This window comes from Pedobacter sp. 01N310, assembly GCF_056399805.1.
Genome location: NZ_JBFTSB010000002.1, coordinates 317523 through 336672 on the forward strand (window position 1 = coordinate 317523; position 19150 = coordinate 336672).

Annotated in this window: 15 protein-coding genes; 6 read left to right on the plus strand and 9 right to left on the minus strand. The window is 37.7% G+C overall.

The features are described from left to right. Positions 1 to 337: 337 nt before the first annotated feature. Complete coding sequence (locus AC1DNH_RS06870; RefSeq protein WP_230144489.1) at positions 338 to 481, plus strand: hypothetical protein; 144 nt, start codon at positions 338 to 340, stop codon at positions 479 to 481. 1 nt (position 482) lies between these two features. On the opposite strand, the gene AC1DNH_RS06875 is transcribed toward AC1DNH_RS06870, so the two are convergent. Next, complete coding sequence (locus tag AC1DNH_RS06875; protein ID WP_477579975.1) at positions 483 to 1226, minus strand: LytR/AlgR family response regulator transcription factor; 744 nt, start codon at positions 1224 to 1226, stop codon at positions 483 to 485. A gap of 378 nt (positions 1227 to 1604) precedes the next feature. Between AC1DNH_RS06875 and AC1DNH_RS06880 the strand changes: the two genes are divergently transcribed. Both AC1DNH_RS06880 and AC1DNH_RS06885 read left to right on the plus strand, forming a co-directional pair. Beyond that, entirely contained in the window at positions 1605 to 1979 is a 375-nt protein-coding gene (locus AC1DNH_RS06880; protein WP_477579977.1) for a hypothetical protein, read from the plus strand. A gap of 27 nt (positions 1980 to 2006) precedes the next feature. Next, the gene (locus AC1DNH_RS06885; RefSeq protein WP_477625277.1) at positions 2007 to 2495 is read left to right on the plus strand and encodes a type I restriction enzyme HsdR N-terminal domain-containing protein; all 489 of its coding nucleotides are present in this window, start codon (positions 2007 to 2009) and stop codon (positions 2493 to 2495) included. A 146-nt stretch (positions 2496 to 2641) separates the two neighbouring features. Here AC1DNH_RS06885 and htpG read toward each other — a convergent pair whose 3' ends face one another. The 7 genes from htpG to AC1DNH_RS06920 all read right to left on the minus strand — a co-directional run bounded on the left by htpG (position 2642) and on the right by AC1DNH_RS06920 (position 12588). Next, entirely contained in the window at positions 2642 to 4528 is a 1887-nt protein-coding gene (gene htpG / locus AC1DNH_RS06890) for a molecular chaperone HtpG (protein ID WP_477579979.1), read from the minus strand. Between the two features lie 756 nt (positions 4529 to 5284). Further along, positions 5285 to 5677 carry a response regulator gene (locus AC1DNH_RS06895; RefSeq protein WP_477579981.1) on the minus strand — a complete coding sequence of 131 codons (393 nt, stop codon included), beginning with the start codon at positions 5675 to 5677 and terminating at the stop codon, positions 5285 to 5287. A gap of 115 nt (positions 5678 to 5792) precedes the next feature. Further along, a complete protein-coding gene (locus AC1DNH_RS06900; RefSeq protein ID WP_029277095.1) occupies positions 5793 to 6656 on the minus strand; it encodes an N-acetylglucosamine kinase in 864 nt (287 codons plus the stop codon). Between the two features lie 17 nt (positions 6657 to 6673). Next, complete coding sequence (locus AC1DNH_RS06905; protein ID WP_477611180.1) at positions 6674 to 7984, minus strand: TolC family protein; 1311 nt, start codon at positions 7982 to 7984, stop codon at positions 6674 to 6676. Between the two features lies 1 nt (position 7985). Further along, on the minus strand, positions 7986 to 11096 hold the full coding sequence (locus AC1DNH_RS06910; protein ID WP_029277099.1) for an efflux RND transporter permease subunit: 3111 nt from the start codon (positions 11094 to 11096) through the stop codon (positions 7986 to 7988). Then, a complete protein-coding gene (locus AC1DNH_RS06915) occupies positions 11096 to 11491 on the minus strand; it encodes an efflux RND transporter permease subunit (RefSeq protein WP_477579986.1) in 396 nt (131 codons plus the stop codon). Before AC1DNH_RS06915 ends, AC1DNH_RS06910 begins: the two co-directional genes overlap by 1 nt. Further along, positions 11488 to 12588 carry an efflux RND transporter periplasmic adaptor subunit gene (locus AC1DNH_RS06920; RefSeq protein ID WP_477579988.1) on the minus strand — a complete coding sequence of 367 codons (1101 nt, stop codon included), beginning with the start codon at positions 12586 to 12588 and terminating at the stop codon, positions 11488 to 11490. The genes AC1DNH_RS06915 and AC1DNH_RS06920 overlap by 4 nt, the downstream gene beginning before the upstream one ends. 426 nt (positions 12589 to 13014) lie before the next feature. Between AC1DNH_RS06920 and AC1DNH_RS06925 the strand changes: the two genes are divergently transcribed. Further along, positions 13015 to 14793, plus strand: coding sequence for a M61 family metallopeptidase (locus AC1DNH_RS06925; RefSeq protein ID WP_477579990.1), 1779 nt, complete (start codon positions 13015 to 13017; stop codon positions 14791 to 14793). 139 nt (positions 14794 to 14932) lie between these two features. Here AC1DNH_RS06925 and AC1DNH_RS06930 read toward each other — a convergent pair whose 3' ends face one another. Beyond that, positions 14933 to 15397, minus strand: coding sequence for a hypothetical protein (locus AC1DNH_RS06930; RefSeq protein ID WP_057933119.1), 465 nt, complete (start codon positions 15395 to 15397; stop codon positions 14933 to 14935). Between the two features lie 253 nt (positions 15398 to 15650). On the opposite strand from AC1DNH_RS06930, the gene AC1DNH_RS06935 reads away from it, so the two are divergent. Together AC1DNH_RS06935 and ggt are read left to right on the plus strand one after the other, a co-directional pair. Next, positions 15651 to 17426, plus strand: coding sequence for an AMP-dependent synthetase/ligase (locus tag AC1DNH_RS06935; protein WP_477580165.1), 1776 nt, complete (start codon positions 15651 to 15653; stop codon positions 17424 to 17426). Further along, on the plus strand, positions 17398 to 19119 hold the full coding sequence (ggt, locus tag AC1DNH_RS06940) for a gamma-glutamyltransferase (RefSeq protein WP_477580163.1): 1722 nt from the start codon (positions 17398 to 17400) through the stop codon (positions 19117 to 19119). Before AC1DNH_RS06935 ends, ggt begins: the two co-directional genes overlap by 29 nt. Positions 19120 to 19150: the final 31 nt, after the last annotated feature.

Below are 19150 nucleotides of genomic sequence, written 5' to 3' on the forward strand. Positions count from 1 at the left end.
CACTTTTTTTAACAAAAATGAATGAGAATAGAAAGCAGATATATTAGTGATATATATAAGCAGATAGATACCGGCCGGTCTAAATTGTTTAGAAGTGTAACCTAAAATAAATACTTCATATATGATGTAAATACTCCAGATAAGCAAATGAAGTTTATATTTTTTATATAATATTTTGAGGGTTGAAAAAGTCATTTTTTCGCTTTAAATCTATTGAAATAGGGTTTTTATCTCCTAAAATTGGGGTTTTGTGTAAAAAAGTAGTTGTGGTTAATTTTACGCTGCATCTTTACAGAAATTAATAACAACAATAAATAATTATTAAATATATAATATCATGAAAGCACAACACACTACTAAACTTGCAAAAAAAACTGTTTTTGTTTATAAAAATGTTAAAGGTCAAAACAACTTTACTACTAACACTACAGGTGACCAAAGCCACACAGTAGTAATGACTAGCTGGATTGTAGACCTTTAGTTTATTGATTTCGATTAGATTTTAACAAACTGCTCTGTACATAGGTGAAGAAAGCTTCTTTATAACCTTCGCCAATTTGGATCATCTCGTTATTTACCAAACGGATTATATTTCCATCTACTTTTTTAATTGCCGCTTTAGCAACAATGTTCGATTTATTAACACGGATAAATGCGTGGTTTTCTAAAGCCTTTTCAATTTCCTTAAGTGTAAGGTAGGTAGTGTGGGTTTCAGATTTAGTAATAATCTGTATATAATTCTGTAGTGCTTTGATGTAAAGTATTTCATCAATGGCGATGTTAGAAAAAGCATATTTATGGTCGCCTTTAATATAAAGTGCCGCTACCTGATCAGCTTCTTTCGTAGTAACTTTGGTATTATTTGCTTCCTTTTTTAAAATCCTATCAATACCTAATGCAAATTTAGCAAAGGAAATAGGTTTTAATAAGTACTGATCTGATTGTACATCAAATGCCTGCAGGGCATAATCAGGATGAGCAGTAGTGAAAATCAAATATTTTGCTTTTTCTCTGATATTTTTAGCCAGTTCCAATCCATTGATTCCTGGCATATCAATATCCATAAACAATAAATCAATTTCGTCCTCAATACTGATCTCAGTAAGTGCTTGGACAGGGCTGGTAAAAGTTTTAAAAACTGTTAAACCAGGCATTTCTCCAATGTGGTCAGTTAATACTTCAATTGCATGTTGCTCGTCGTCTATAACAACGCATTTTAGATTCATGAGTATAAATATGTTTATTTTATTTGATTTGAATGCAAGTTAAATAAAAATGAATTGAATTAACAAATGCACCAAAAAACTTATTCCAGGTTTCGTCTAAAAAAAACATAGGTTTCGTGTAATATTCTGGGTGGTTGATGTAAAAAAATTATCCGGACCCCTTCTTTTTATAATCTTTATACTGTTTGCCAAAAACAAAATAATTAGGAGTGAAAACGACTAATTGTGAAAAACATCTGCCTGCCCAATCTTGTGTAGCCTGTAGATAATAAAATTAAAAACAGGCCATACAATACTGGGTTAAAGATTTATTAAAAACCAAAAAACAAAAATACCGAAAGCAAAAGAAACATTCCCCTACATCTACCAAGCCTCCACATGAAACACAACGAATACGAGTATTTACTTAATAAAATCTACTACAAGGGGATTCTAAAAAAACAAGGAATCAACGCAGATATGTACCAGAGAATGCAAAATGAATATAGCAATCTTGATGGACAAAACCTTGTTAAGGGCCAATTAGATGGCGAATACGCATTCAGAAAATCTTTTCTGGTTGTACGTAACTACGTTCAGCAGGCGATAAAAGATGGCATGAAAAATTTTCAGTTTACCATGCGCGCTAATGATATCAATAAATTGACTTATATGATCGATATGTTGAACAGAAATTTTTTTGATAAACAAAGTTTGGATCAAATTATTATCACTGCAAACTCGGTATTTAACCAATACAATTTAAAAAACTAACTACCTATAATAGATAACATCATGGAATTGAAAGACGAAATCGGGCAGTTTGCCGTAAGAATTAAGAAAATGCTTCCACAAGTTCAATCTGAGGATTTAACTAGGAATGCGTTAGTTATGCCTTTTATCCAAATTTTAGGATTTGATCCTTCTGAGGTTCAATCTGAAGCTGTTCTAGACTTCGGGGTTAAAAAAAGTAAAAAAGTTGATTACACCATTATGAAAGATGGCGAACCAACAATTTTGGTGGAATGTAAACACCATGCTGAAAATTTAGATATCCATGATTCACGCTTATCTAAATATTTCCGTAAAACAAAAGCTAAATATGGTTTATTAACCAATGGTTTGGTATACCGCTTTTATACAGAGAAAATGGTGAGATCAAAGAAAAATCAAGAGCCATTGTTCGAATTTAAAATAACCGATACTAAAGCGGCCACAATTGCCAAAATGATCGAAGACCATAAAGATTACTTCAATGTAGATCAAAAGCAGGCACCAATAGCAAGCTAAACAATATTAATTTTAATCTAAGAGTTCCCGAAAATTCTTACCTAAAAGTCCCGATCTAATCGGGACTTTTTTTTTGAGCTTAGCTTAAAAACAAAAGGGCGAAATCTAATCGATTTCGCCCTTTAAATTATAACAGGATTTCCTGATTAAATTAATTCTACACTTCTGCTTACAAAAGCTGTTAATTCTGCACCCGTTAACATACCCTGTGCTAAAAGTGCTAAATCTACCGCTTGTTTAGCCAGGTTGCGCTGCTCTTCTCCTTCAGCTTTTAAAATTTTACTTACCAATTTATGGTTTCCATTAATGGCAACCTTATAGTTGTCTGGCATCTGGCCATAAAAGCCCATTCCGCCACCCATTGCAGCCATATCTTTCATTCTGCGCATAAATTCATCCATGGTAATGGTAACTGGTAACTCTTCAGGGTGTAAAGCCACAATTTCTACATGCATACCTGGTTTGGTAATGGCTTTTTCAAAAATAGCAGTAACTTCTTTTACCTGATCTTCGGTTAAAACATGCTCGTTCTGCTCATCTTTCTCAATTAACTTATCTGCAACACTCGAGTCAACACGTTTGATTGATGTTTTCTCTAGCTTTTGCTCCAATTGATTAATAAAGTGATTGTCGATTGGCGAATCCAATACTAAAACATCGTAATCTTTTTTATTGGCCGATTGGATAAATGCATCTTGTTTAGCAGCATCATTGGTATATAAATAAACCACTGTGCCGTTTTTATCGGTCTGTAATGCGGTTACCTTCTCCTTATACTCAGGAAGTGTGAAAAGCTCATTTTTAGTGTTTCCAACTAAAGCAAAATCTTTGGCTTTATCATAAAACTTCTCTTCACTGATCATTCCGTATTTTACAAAAAGACCAATATCTTTCCATTTATCTTCGTAAGCTTTACGGTCTTTAGCAAATAACTCTCCTAATTTATCAGCAACCTTTTTAGTAATGTAGTTGTTGATCTTTTTAACGTTGCTGTCGGCTTGTAAGAAACTACGCGATACATTTAACGGAATGTCCGGAGAGTCGATTACACCGTGCAATAACATCAAAAACTCAGGAACAATATCTTTAACCTCATCGGTAATAAATACCTGGCGAGAGTATAATTTAATTTTGTTGCGCTGCATTTCGAAATCGTTTTTCAATTTAGGGAAATACAGTACGCCTGTTAAATTAAAAGGATAATCAACATTTAAGTGGATCCAGAATAATGGTTCTTCACTAAATGGATATAATTCGCGGTAAAAGCTTAAATAATCCTCGTCTGACAAATCTGCAGGAGCTTTTGTCCAGATTGGGTTGGTGGTGTTGATAATGTTATCAACCTCAACATCGTTATACTTCGCTTTACCTTCTTCATCTACGCCATCTTCAACCGATTCTGTTTTAGTACCAAACTTAATTGGAACCGGTAAAAATTTAGCGTATTTATCAAGAATTTCCTGCAGTTTACTTTCTTCTAAAAACTCTTCCGAATCTTTGTTTACATGGAGGATAATATCGGTACCACGTGTAGTTTTAGTACCTTCAGTAATTTCAAATTCTGTACTGCCATCGCAAACCCAACGTGCGGGTTCAGCGCCATCCTGATATGATAAAGTTTGAATCTCAACTAAATCTGCAACCATAAAGGCCGAGTAGAAACCTAAACCGAATTTACCGATGATTTCATTGGCATCTTTAGCATCTTTAAATTTCTCTACAAACTCACTTGCGCCAGAAAATGCAACCTGGTTAATGTATTTTTTAATCTCTTCGGCAGTCATACCCAAACCATTATCGCTAATGGTAATGGTTTTTGCCTCTTTATCAACCGCAACTTGTACCAATGGTTGACCAACTTCGCCATTAAACTGACCTAATGAACCTAGTCTTTTAATTTTCTGGACTGCATCTACTGCGTTAGAAACCAACTCACGAAGAAAAATTTCGTTATCAGAGTATAAAAACTTCTTAATTATCGGGAAAATATTCTCGGTGTGTATGGAGATATTTCCTTTTTCTTGTATGCTCATATGTAAATAAATTGTTTAATCTATATCCTGCATAACAAGGGTTGTTCCAAAAGAATTTGTTTGCCAAAATGACAGCCGCGCGAGTCGTCATTGCAAAGCCAATATTTCAATTGGTGTTAGTCCCGCTGTACCTGCTGCCCCGATGAAAACCTGTGAAACAAGCAAGCACACTATAGCATAATAAAAAGCAGTACTTAATCGGGAGCATTCGTGCCATCAGGTTTAGATCAGGTTGTGCTGTGCCAGTCGGAGGGGTTTCCACTCATAGTGCCTATTCCATGATTCGTGTATGATTCTGTGTGGCTATCTCATGATATAGATTGTCATCCTGAGCCTGTCGAAGGAGTAGATTAAATAGCCTTAGCAGAGCGTTTCGACAAGCTCAACGTGACAGTACTAGTTGTTTTTATTGCACAGTTTAAATAATGATTTGGAAAGCAAAGCCAGTATTTCAATCAATGTTAGTCCCGCTGTACCTGCTGCCGATTGAAGGATCGGGCATTCGTGCCATCGGGTTTAGATCAGATCGGGCTGTGCCAGTAGGAGGGGTTTCCACTCATAGCGCCTATTCTATAGCTTTATTCCAATTCCGTGGTCTGTGTCCTCACAGACTACCGCTAATATTTTACCAAGCAAAGATTTTAACCATGCTTCACTTGGTAATATGATGTTGTTTTAAGATCGATTTTTATAAAAATAAAAAAGCCAAGAAGATTTTTAAATCCTCTTGGCTAAATATTGTAAGGTTAGATTAACTTAATTGAAAAGAAAACTTGGTTTATCTTCTTCCAGTGAAAGAATTTTAGTGATCTTTTTAAGCAATACATCCATTTGGAATGGTTTTGATAAGAAATCGTCCTGACCGTAGTTTAAGGTTGTAAAATCTTTTGGATCGTATAAACCAGAAATCAATAAAATTGGAATTTTAGAGGTACTTTCAATTGATTTTAACTGCTCGCAGAGCACACGCCCATCGATATGCCCGAGAGAAATATCAAGTAAGATTAAATCAGGACTAAATTTTTCGATTCTATTAAAAATTTCTTCACCATCATTTAGTGCCGAAACTTTAAATCCTCCGATTTCCAGTATTAATTGTATGGTTTCTAAAACCTCAATATCATCGTCTACTACCAGTATTCTCTTCATATGTGTTAGCATTTGTATGCCGTTAAAAATATAACAAAAGTTTATGTTGTTATGTTTACAATCTTAAGGATATTTTAACAATAAGTTTATAGGAGCTAAAAATTAGACTTCGATTTTAACTCGCTTGGTGTACGATGCCTTCTTTATTTAAGATAAAATTAAATAACTCTTCAATGGGCTTCTGTAGTATTTTCCCAGGCTCAATGCCATTTTCTAATAACACCGAAATTAATGTTTCCTGGTAATAATAAGCTATGGAGCCTACAAAATGGCATGGAACGTTTTTATGTTTTGGATAATCTTTAACATTCGTATCTACAAATTCCTGAAAACCAGTTCTTAAAATATCCTGAATAAATGGATGGTCTTTGTGGTTGGCCATGAAACGGCTAAAACCTGCCAAATAGATATTAGGGAAGGGTTTTTGATATACGTTGGTAATAATTTGCTCCTTTTCTGCTGGGAAAGATTTTTTAAATTCTGCCGCTAAGTTGGATGGCATTTTATTGTACATATAGCTTAAAAGCACTTTTTTCCCAAAGAAAGTACCAGAACCTTCATCGCCAAGTACATAACCTAAGCCATGGTGGCCATCGTGGATTTTCTTTCCATCGAAATAACAAATATTCGATCCGGTGCCTAAAATACAATTTAAGCCTTCGGCATTTCCGCAGGTAGCATATACCGAACCCAGAAGATCGTGATCTACTGAAATAAAAGCATTACCAAAAACGGCTGATAGGCCATTTGAGACTACTTCATGTTTGTCTGGTGAAGAACAACCCGCTCCAAAAAAGTAGATTTCTTTCACCTCATCAGCACATTGTAATAAAGGTTCATTTTTAGAAATCAGCTTGGTAATTTCTTGCTCACTTAAGAAATAAGGGTTTATTCCAGGAGTGCTAAATTTAATGGTTTCGCCATTGTGATAGCCCATCCAATCGGTTTTTGATGAGCCACTATCTGCAACAAGTATCATGGGACTAAATATAAAAATTAATTAGATAAGTTTATATTTCCACTGATTTCTTTCAGTGTTGTTTCGGCAATTTTGGCCTGATATTGCATTTCGATGAAACGGTTCTGTGCATCTATTGCATTTCGTTGTGCTTCTCTTAACTCTAAAGGGGCTATGCTGCCTAAACGGTATTTTGCTAAAGTAATATCTAGGTTTTCTTTTGCAATATCTACATTTCGTTGCTCTAATTTAATCAGATCAAGGTAAGTGCTGTAATTTTGATAAGCGGTAAGCAACTGCGCGTTTACATCAAGTTTGGTTTTGTTTAAATTCAGGATAGAATTGTCGATCTCGATCTTTGCATTGCGTTCTTGCTGGCGCTGTAAAAAGCCGTTAAATAAGTTAAGGCTTGCCGTAACACCATAAGTAAGTCCGTTTGCAGCAAACTTTTGGTTAAAGCCCGTAGGGCTGGTACTGTTCGCCCTGCTGTATCCAGAGTTTAAACTGATAGATGGGTATCTTGCCCCACGTACTGATTTTAAGGTCAGGGAAGCTATCCGCTGATTGATAAAGGCGTTTTGTACATTCGGGTTCTGCTGCTCGGCCATTTCGGCCATTTTGCTAAAGAGGATACCTTTGTCTACATCAATGTTATTAACAACAGAAAACGAAGTACCTATATCTCTAACCATCAGTTGGTTTAATCGAACTTTAGCTACCTGTAAGGCATTTTTGGTCTGTAGGTAATTTGAAGTATCGGTATTATAATCAACCTGTGCGGTTAATACATCCAGTTTAGAACCGCGGCCAAGCTGCAGTTTTGTTTTGGCAATATTGGTGCGTAATACCGAAACATCCATAGCACTATCAGCTGCTATAACCAATTGCTGCTGTCTTACAATATCATAATAGGCTGTAATTACATCGGCTATAGTAGTTAAAATGGTTAGGCGTGCGTTTAATTCGCCTTGTTTTTGCAGTTCTTTTAAGCGATCGTAATTGGCGAACATACTAAAACCATCAAAAATGGTCCAGTTTAAATCGGCTCCATAACTGTTATTGGTACTTTTTGCTCCTGTAATTACCCGATCAGGACCAGTTGCAGGGGTTTGTCTGGTGTTCTGGATACTTCCACCATTGGTATAACTTCCGGTTAAATTGGGCAACATACCAGCATTGCCAATATTGGCATTGTTCTTTGCTATATCGACCTGGTTTTTATTGATTTTAATATCGTAATTATTCTGTAAAGCAATGGTAATGGCTTCCTGCAGGCTCAGCTGTTCTTGTGCAACGCCCGAAAGGGATAAGCTTAGCAGTAGGGTGAATATTTTTAATTTCTTGCTCATCTTATTCTTCTATATGTAAAGCTTCTTGTTCAAAACGATGGGCTTCTTTCAATTCTTTATTCGGTTTGTATGGTTTAGCCCAGTAAGAGTAAATAGCAGGGATTACAAATAAGGTTAAAACCAAAGAGAATAAGGTACCACCAACAATTACGGTTCCCATACTCATTCTACTTTTTGCAGCAGCTCCTAAAGCCAATGCAATAGGTAGTGCACCAATGGCAATCGCCAAACTGGTCATTAAAATTGGACGCAAACGCGAAACAGCAGCCTCCCGTATGGCTTCGGGGATTGGAATGCCTTTTTCTTTTAACTGGTTAGCAAATTCGACAATTAAAATGCCATTTTTAGTTACCAGACCAATAAGCATAATGGTACCGATCTGGCTAAAGATATTCCAGCTTTGGCCACATAACCATAGCGATAAAAATGCACCCGCAACCGCCATAGGTACGGTTAAAATGATAATAATCGGATCTTTGAAGCTCTCAAACTGCGCCGAAAGAATTAAATAAACGAGTAGCAGTGCCAAACCGAATGCAAAGAAGGTGTTTGAAGAACTTTCTTTAAAATCCCGCGATTCTCCACTTAAATCAGTAGAGAAAGTTTCATCCAATACTTTTTTAGAAATGGCGTCCATGGCATCAATACCTTCACCAATACTTTTTCCAGGTGCTAACCCTGCCGAAACAGTTGCTGCGATAAAACGGTTGTTCCTGTACAGTTGTGGTGGACTACTTTCTTCTTTAGCAGTAACCACATTGTCGAGCTGAACCAATTCGCCCTTATCATTACGTACATAAACCGAGCTCAAATCTAATGGATCTTTCCGGTCTCCACGATCGAACTGGCCAATTACCTGATATTGTTTTCCATTCATGAAGAAATACGAAAACCTTTGGCCACTTAAACCTAAATTTAAGGTTTGGGCAATAGCAGATATGGAAACACCTAAATTTTTGGCTTTATCCCTATCGATGGTTAAATTAATTTCAGGCTTGTTAAATTTCAGGTTCACATCCGAAACGGTGAATGTTGGATCTTTCGATACCGCATCCATAAACAAAGGAATTTTCTCCCTTAATTTTTCGAAATTTTGTGCCTGGATGATATAACTGATCGGTAAACCGCCACGGCGGCCAACTGAGATGGTTGGTTGTTGATTTACAATGGTTTTGCCCTCGGTATATTTCTTTGTAATGCGGGTAAGCATATCGGCAATGTCTTTTTGCGAACGCTTACGATCTTCAGGATCAGTTAAACCCATCCTTACAAAACCAGAGTTTACCGAGCCTGAACCACCGAAACCTGGCGAGGTAATGGTTATGTTCACATTTTTTTCAGGTACAGAATCGAGAACCAATTGGTTCAATTTCATAATAAACTGATCGGTATAGGTAAAAGATGCACCCTCTGGAGTAGTCGCATTAATATTTATCGCACTTCTATCATCATATGGAGCGGTTTCTTTTGGCAAAATCTTCCAGAATAAGAAAATTAAGCCCATACAAACCAAAATGATCGGAACGGATAGCCATCTTTTATCCAAAAATTTATTCAGGTTCGATTCGTAGGCATCATTTAATTTTACAAAATAGGGTTCGGTCCAATTGTAAAACCTGGATGGTTTATGTCCACCTTTTTTCATCAGGTAGGCGTTTAACATTGGTGTTAAAGTAAGCGATACAAAGGCCGAAACCAATACTGCTGCACCGATTACCACCCCGAACTCTCTAAATAAGCGGCCAACAAATCCCTGCAAGAAAATTACCGGTAAGAATACGGCTGCAAGGGTAATGGAAATAGAAATTACGGCAAAAAAGATTTCATTTGATCCTTTAATGGCTGCCTCGAAAGGCGACATCCCTTCTTCAACCTTTTTAAAGATATTTTCGGTAACCACAATACCATCATCTACCACCAATCCCGTAGCGAGCACAATGGCCAGCAAACTCAATACGTTGATTGAAAATCCGAAGGCGTACATGATAAAGAAAGTGAAAATCAACGATACCGGAATATCAATCAATGGTCTGAAGGCAATAGCCCAATCTCTAAAGAAAAGGTAAATGATCAAGATTACCAGTACCAATGATAAACCAATCGTCTCGGCAACTTCGGTTACCGATCGCTTGATAAATAGTGTATTGTCTAATGCAACTTTTAGCTTAATGTCTTGAGGGATATCGGCTTTTAGCTTATCAAAACGCTTGTAAAACTCTTTACTGATATCGAGGTAATTGGCTCCTGGCTGAGGGATAATGGCGATGGCCACCATCGGTCTGCCCGATTCGCGTAAAATGGTTTCTTCGTTTTCAGGCCCTAAAACTGCATAACCTACATCTTTTAATTTGATTACCTGGTTGCTATCTGTTTTCAGGATTAAGTTGTTAAACTCGCTTTCGTTGGTCAGTTTTCCTAAGGTTTTAACTGTCAGCTCGGTAGTAGCTCCGGTGATTTTTCCTGATGGAAGCTCTACGTTTTCATTATCTAAGGCGGTAACAATATCTTGTGAAGTTAAACCGTAAGCACTTAGTTTATTTGGGTCCATCCAAATACGCATGGCATATTTCCGTTGCCCCTGGATCTGTACGCTACTTACACCCGGAATGGTTTGGATACGATCAGCGATTACGTTTTCAGCGAAATCACTTAACTCCAGTGTATTGCGTTTATCGCTCTGGATGGTCATTGATAAAATCGGGTCAGAATTTGCATCGGCCTTACTTACTACCGGTAAACCGTCAATATCTTTTGGTAAGGTACGGGCAGCCTGCGATACTTTGTCACGCACATCATTTGCGGCCTCTTCTATATTTTTATCGAGGTTAAACTCTATGGTAATATTGCTTGTTCCCTGGTTGCTTGATGAAGAAATATTTCGGATGCCATCAATTGAATTGATCGATTTTTCTAAAGGTTCGGTAATTTGCGATTCGATAATATCTGAGTTGGCACCAGGATAGGAAGTTCTTACCGAAACCACCGTGGGGTCGATAGACGGATACTCGCGCACACCTAAAAAGGTATAGCCGATTATCCCGAAAAGGACAATCAATAAGTTCATCACAATGGCCAAAACCGGCCTTTTTATACTCGTGGTTGAAATACTCATTATTGATTGTATTTATTTTTTTTATGCTCGTTGTTCATTCTAAAACAATATATTTTGGCTTCTTTTGGTAAACCGGTGTTAGCCACAGTTAGCCTGTTTTGTACCTCAATAGCTGCACTATCTATATTTTTATCCATGTTAAATTCAACGATAATATTGCCTGCACCTTTTTGGGATGATGTTGATATTTTATGGATATTGCTGATTTTTGAAATTTCTTTTTGCAAAGGATCTAAAACCTTCATTACTGTAGCCGAATCTGCTTCAGCATAGGATACATATACCTGCATCGCGGCACGCTCTTTAGGGGTTTGCTTGCAGCCAACCAGGCCAAAAACCATATTCGCGACGGCAATAAAGGCTACTTTTTTGATACCCGTGGTTGAGATACTCATAATTGTTTAACCAAATGAACTTTTACCGGGGCATCTTTCTTTAACGCCATCGATCCGGTTGTCAAAACCGTATCGCCAACTTTTAATCCCGAAGTAATTACAATATTTTCATCGGTACGTGTACCAGCTTCTACTTTAACCTCTTGTGCTTTTCCATCCTTTTGGATATAAACAATCTTACCTTTTAAAACAGGAATAACTGCTTCGTTAGGGATAAGAATAGCATTTTGAAGGGTGTTTAAAGCCAGTTTAATTTTGGCGAATGAGCCAGGTAATAAAAGATTATCGGCATTTGGAGCCAGAGCCCTGATCTGCAATGTTCTGGTTGCAGCGTTAATTCCAGGTTCAATGGCATAAACCTTTCCTTTGTTTTCTTTAGAAGAACCATCAGTGGTAAAGGTAATTTCCGAATTGAGTTTAATCTGCCCAGCATATTTTTCAGGAACAGAAAATGTAATTTTAACCGGGTTGGTGCTCACCAAATTGGCAATTACGGTGGCTGGTGTTAAATATGTTCCTGCAGAAATACTACGTAAACCCACTCTGCCTGTAAAAGGTGCGCGGATAGTCGTTTTAGCCAGTTGTGCCCTGATTAATTGTGCCTGCGCCTGCAACGATTTTAAATCTGCTAGCGCTGTATCATATTCTTCCTGACTGATTGCACCTTTAGCCAAAAGTTGTTTTGCCCGGTTTTCGTTTGTTCCGGAAAGTTTTTGTTTGGTTAGTGCATCCTGCAATTGGGCCTGTATATCTCTGTCGTTTACTTTAACCAGTACACTTCCTTTCGATACCGTTGTACCTTCTTGAAAATAGATGCCGGTAACCAATCCTGATACTTCACTTTTTAATACAACAGATTCGTTTGCATCAATAGCGCCAGTTACCTCCAGATCATTATCAAACGATACCGGTTTTACGATGATTCCGTCAACTATCAATGGTGCAGAAGCGCCCCCTTTGCCACCAAGTTTGCCTTTTCCAGCTCCGGCAGATGCTCCGCCTTTCCCTTCGAGTTTTTTATTTGCGTTAATTCTGTAATAGACCAAATAAGCCAAGCCTATAGCTAAAACAGCATAGATAATATACCTTTTCTTCATGTTTCTTTTTGTGTCGTGCGTATTCCGAACATTAAAATAAGATTAATATTCTAGAATTAGAGCGTAAAAATATTCAAATAGTTTAGTCCTAAATTTGTTGTATTAAGGATGTTACCGATTTTAGTCCGAAGTCTGCAGTCTGAAGTCTACAGTTTGGGTGTAAATAATAGGTCATAGTCAATTATTATCCCTTCAAAAATCAACAAAAACATGCTTGGTGCCATTTGGGTACTTAAGCTCCCTGTATTTTCCGCAAATCGCCAAACGCCAAACGCAAGTTGAACCGAAACAACTATTTTACACCACATTTAGCTATTTTGTTCCAAAACCCCGTCAATAAATCTAAATTTGCAACAAAACACAGTCAATATCAATATGTTTAACAAAAAATCAATTTTAAGTTTAGTTTTACTACTAACGTGTATTATGGCAGCGAAGGCGCAGGTAAAAATAGGCTTTGAGGTTTCTTTTAAAGAACCACAGGCACACTATGCTGAAGTTCAGATGAATATTTCTGGCTTGGCAAAAGATTATGTAGATGTAAAAATGCCTGTTTGGACACCAGGTTCTTATTTGGTTCGCGAGTTTGAAAAAAGTGTAGAAGAATTTAAGGCTACTGCAGCAGGTAAAGCCGTAAAAGTTGAAAAAGTAAGGAAAAACACCTGGAGAATTTTCTCAGCCAAGGCTGCCAATATCCAGATCAACTATCGTGTTTATGCATTCGAAATCTCGGTGCGTACACCTTTTATCGACGAATCTCACGCTTTCTTGTCTCCAACAGGGATTTTTATGCATCCTGATGGCATGATCAAATCGCCAAGCACTGTAAAAATTATTCCTTTTAATACCTGGAGTAAAGTTTCTACTGGTTTAACACCTGTTGCTGGAGCGCAATTCACCTATAAAGCTACCGATTTTGATATTCTTTACGATAGCCCTATTGAAGTGGGTAATCAGGATATTTTCGAATTTACAGCTTCTGGTGTTCGTCACGAAGTAGCCATGTACGGCGGTGGTAACTACGATAAAGAGAAACTTAAAGTAGATATGGCTAAAATTGTAGAAAAAGAAACTGCAGTTTATGGCGAAAACCCTAATAAATATTACCTCTTCATTGTTCATAATTTCTTAAAAGGTGGTGGAGGTTTAGAGCACTTAAACTCTACCACTTTAGGCGCTACAAGAAACGCTTACAATACTGCAGAAGGTTATAAAGGCTTTTTAGGCCTGGTTGCACACGAGTATCACCACCTTTGGAATGTTAAGCGTTTACGTCCGGTGGCATTAGGTCCTTTTGATTATGACAACGAAAATTACACCACTAACCTTTGGGTAGCTGAGGGATTTACATCGTATTACGAAAATAAATACTTGCATAGAGCAGGTTTTACTGATGTAAACGAATTTTTGAAAGATCTGGCTAGCGGTGTTGGTACAGTATTAAATACCCCTGGAGCTAAATATCAGTCAGCTGCTTCATCTAGTTATGACGCATGGATTATTGGCTACCGTCCGAATGAGAATTCAAAAAACAATTCCATCTCTTACTACAATAAAGGAGAAGTGATCGGTATTTTGATGGATCTCGAAATCATTAATGCCACCAAGGGTGCTAAAAGTTTAGATGATGTAATGAAAGCCATGTATTTGCAGTGCAAAACCTTAAAACGTGGTTATACCGATGCAGAATTTAAAGCAATGGTTGAAAAGATATCAGGAACTAGCTTTACTAACTTTTGGACCAAGTATGTAAACGGTGTAGATGATGTAGACTATGTAAAATATTTCGCATATGCAGGTGTTGATGTTTCTACAGAAAATGCAACGCCTGGTAAACCGGTTAGTGGTGCAGCAGTTCAGTTGGCTACTAAAGGTTTAGAAGTAACTTCGGTTACCAGAAACTCAGCAGCTTGGGTAAGTGGTTTAAATGTTAACGATGTAATTGTACTGATTGATGGCTCATCACTAAGTGATGTACTGAAAAATGTGAAATTAAAAGAACCGAAATTTTCGCTAGATATTTTACCCATCATTACCGATAAAAAAATTGGCGATCAGCTAACGGTTAAGGTAATCCGCGATGGACTTGAAAAAGAAATTTCTTTAAGCTTGAAAGAAAATCCAAATGTACGCTTAAAGGCAGCTGTAAACGAAAATGCAACACCAGCCCAAAAAGCAGTGTTAAAAAAATGGACAGGAATTTAAGTCTAGAGTCTTAAGTCATTAGTCTTGAGTCCATCACTCGGGAAATAAAAAAATCCCGTAAGATTAGTTTCCTACGGGATTTTTTATGCCTTTATACTTTTGCTTTAGTCTTTCAGCGCTCAGCGCCAAACGCCCCCGCTTAAAAAGTATATCTAAAACCTAAGCCGAATCTTCCAGCGTTAAAATCGCTATCGTTGTCGCCAATGTAAAGTCTTGGTCTCCAGTCTAAAGCTAATGCCAACGGTGCGCCAGAGAATTTATAATCTAAACCAACCATCGGAACCAGGTAAAAACTAGAACCACCATCATACAATTGAATCGACGGACCACCACCTAAATACCAGTCTAAACCTTTTGCGCCAGGGATAGATGAATTGTATTGAAGAAATCCCTGGATAATTGTAGAGTTTCCACCAAATAAAACTTCACCTTGTAGTGCAGCTTTAGGGCTAAAGTGATGCCTAACTGAAGGACCAACCAATGTAGCACCATCACCAAAGTCAATGCCTAAACCTAGTCCGGTTTTATAGTTTTGAGCTTTAACGTTTGTTGTAGTAAGGGCAAACAATGCAATGCATCCTAAAATTGTAAATAACTTTTTCATAATTTAAATGTTTTGTAAATAATTATCAGCCTAACAACTTTAATGCCGTTTCTGTTTTTTTGGTAAAAATCCATAAGGATAAAAAACAATGCTTGCATAGTAATTTTGTAATCACTAAGTTTATTTAAATATTTTTTACGAAAAGTAAATACAGCGTTTTATTAACTACGAGGTATTATTTTTATTAAAAAGGCATATAGATGTTAATCTTTATGTTTGATTTTTTAACTTAACCAAATAATAAACAATTCATATGGCGGCAGAAATTAAACGGGTTTTTGATCTTTTGAAATATAGCCTCGAAAATCCAAAGCAAGAATTCATCAGCGGAAAAATTAACGGAAAATGGATAAATTATAGTACAACCGATTTTTGTACTGCCGTAGATAACCTAAGCCGCGGATTAATTAAACAAGGAATAGGCAAAGGGGGCAGGGTCGCTGTAATGTCGCACAACCGACCTGAATGGAATATTGCCGATTTTGCAGCCAACCAAATCGGTGCCTATCAGATTCCCTTATATCCAACCTTGGCCGAGCACGATATCCAGTTTATCTTAAAAGATGCAGAAATCGCCATTATTTTTGTAGCCGACGAAGATTTGTATAAAAAAATTAAACCTTGTGCCGATGCAATTAACCCAGCCATTAAGATTTATAGTTTTAACGAAATTACAGAAACCGAAAACTGGAATACATTAATCGAATTGGGCAAAGCGAGTACAGATATTGATTTGGAAAAATATCGTGCTAATGTTGCACCCGAAGATGTATTAACCCTAATTTATACATCTGGCACTACGGGTACGCCAAAAGGTGTAATGCTAACGCATCATAACTTGGTGGCAAATTTTGTTAACTCGGCTGTGGTGATACCCGAAGGCGTTAAAAAAGGGTTAAGCTTTTTGCCGCTTTCGCATATTTTCGAGCGGATGATCATTTATTTATATCTGTTTAATTATACAGGAGTTTATTATGCCGAAAGTATGGAAACCATTGTAGCCGATATTCAGCATGTAAAACCCAATGTATTCTCTACAGTTCCAAGGCTTCTCGAAAAAGTGTACGATAAGATAATGGAGAAGGGGAAAGCATTAACGGGGATTAAAAAAGGTATTTTCTTCTGGTCGGTAGCTTTAGCCGAAAAGTATACAATTGATGCGGGGGCCTGGTATAATTTCAAATTGGGGATTGCCCGTAAACTGGTTTTTAAAAAGTGGCAGGAAGCACTGGGCGGTGAAATTGTAGTGATTGTATCGGGTGGAGCGGCGCTAAATCCGCGTTTGGCCAGAATTTTCTGGGCGGCTGGTATGCCTGTTTTTGAAGGATATGGACTAACAGAAACCTCACCGGTAATTACCGTTAATCATTTCGGCGGAACCATGTTCGGTACCGTTGGTGAAGTAATTAAAGGGGTGGAAGTTAAAATAGCGCAGGATGGCGAAGTTTTAACCAGAGGGCACCAGGTAATGAAGGGTTATTACAACCGACCTGATTTAACCGATGAGGCAGTGGATAAAGAGGGATGGTTCCATACCGGAGATATTGGAGAACTGGTTGATGGCCGCTTTTTAAAAATTACAGACCGTAAAAAAGAAATGTTTAAAACAGCAGGTGGTAAATACGTTGCCCCACAAATGCTGGAGAATAAATATAAAGAATCAATTTTTATCGAACAGATTATGGTTTTAGGCGAAAATAGAAAATTCCCTTCTGCACTGATTGTTCCAAATTTCGAAACCTTAAAAACCTGGGCGGGAAGAAAGGGCATTACTTTTACCTCGAACGAAGAGATTATTAAAAATGAACAGGTGCTAGCTAAATATAACGAGGTTGTCGAAGCGGCAAATGTAGGTTTCGGTAAATGGGAGCAGGTAAAAAGATTTGCGCTGTTACCAAAAGAGTGGAGCATAGATGGAGGAGAGCTTACCCCAAAATTAAGTTTGAAAAGAAAAGTGATTACCGAGAAAAACAATGAGGTAATCGAAAAAATATATAAAGATGCAGAAAACTATAAAGCCCCTCAATAACATAAAAAAATCGTTAATATACCTAAGCGTTGTGCTGTTATTGGCTGGTTGCGTAACCGGACAATTGGGTAAAAACAATAGTGGTGAATATAAAAATGGGATGGTAGTTTCTGCCCATCCGGAAGCATCGCAAGTAGGTGTAGATATTTTAAAAAAAGGTGGGAATGCGGTTGATGCAGCTGTTGCTGTTCAGTTTGCACTTGCTGTGGTTTATCCAAACGCTGGGAATATAGGTGGGGGCGGTTTTATGGTGTACCGTGGTGCAAACGGCGAAATAAATGCCTTGGATTTTAGAGAAAAAGCAGCTGCGGCAGCTAGCAGAGATATGTATCTCGATTCGGCTGGGAATCCAATTATAGATAAAAGTTTATTTGGGCATTTAGCCGCTGGCGTACCAGGATCAGTAGATGGTATGGTAGAGGCACACAAAAAATATGGGAAGCTTTCTTGGGCACAGGTGTTACAACCGGCAATAAATTTGGCGCAAAATGGTTTCAAAATTACTAAGCGGCAGGCAAGCGAATTGAATGGTTTGCATAGAAAGTTTATGGATTTTAATCCCGATGGAACGGCCTTCGTAAATTTAGAAAGTACCTGGCAGGAAAATGATCTTCTGGTTCAAAAAGAGCTTGGCAATACGCTAAAACTAATCCAGGGAAAAGGTAGGGAAGGTTTTTATGAAGGTGCTGTAGCCGATTCGCTTGTGGCTGAAATGCAACGAGGCCATGGACTTATTACAAAAGAAGATTTAAAAAATTATCACGCCACCTGGCGTAAACCCATAACAGGCAACTATAGAGGCTATAAAATTATTACCATGCCGCCAACTTCAAGTGGAGGTATTGCCCTGATTCAATTACTGCAAAGTGTAGAAAATTTCCCATTAAAAAAGTGGGGGCATAATGCAGACTCTACAGTTCAGGTAATTGTAGAAGCCGAAAGAAGAGTGTATGCCGATCGGGCAACACATTTAGGCGACCCTGATTTTTATACTGTTCCACAACAGCAAATGTTGAGCGCCGATTATAATAAAAAACGCATGTCGAACTTTAACTGGGCAGCAGCAACACCAAGCAGCGCTGTTTTGGCCGGTGAAATAAAAGGGGCAGAGCACGAAGAGACCACACATTTCTCTATTGTAGACCGCGATGGAAATGCTGTTTCGATTACCACTACCTTAAATGGTTCTTACGGATCGTTAGTTGCTGTAAAAGGAGCCGGGTTTCTGTTGAATAACGAAATGGACGACTTTTCTGTTAAACCTGGCGCACCTAATATGTACGGTTTAGTTGGTGGCGAAGCCAATGCAATTGCACCCAATAAACGAATGCTAAGCTCTATGACACCGAGTATTGTAGAGAAAGAGGGAAAATTGTTTATGGTGGTGGGTACTCCAGGCGGTTCAACCATCATCACATCCGTATTTCAAACCATTATAAATGTAATCGATTTTGATATGTCGATGCAGTCGGCTGTGGCTGCTAAAAAGTTTCATCACCAATGGTTACCAGATGAAGTGTATATCGAAAAAGATGCCATCGATAGTTTAACCCTCGAAAAATTAAAAGCAAAAGGCTATAAAATTGTACCGAGAGGTGCGATTGGCAGGGTTGATGCCATCTTAAAAACTAAATGGGGCAATTATCAGGGCGGTGCCGACCCAAGGGGAGATGATAAGGCCATTGGCTGGTAGCGATTTCTCACATCTATTTTTTATCTTAGCA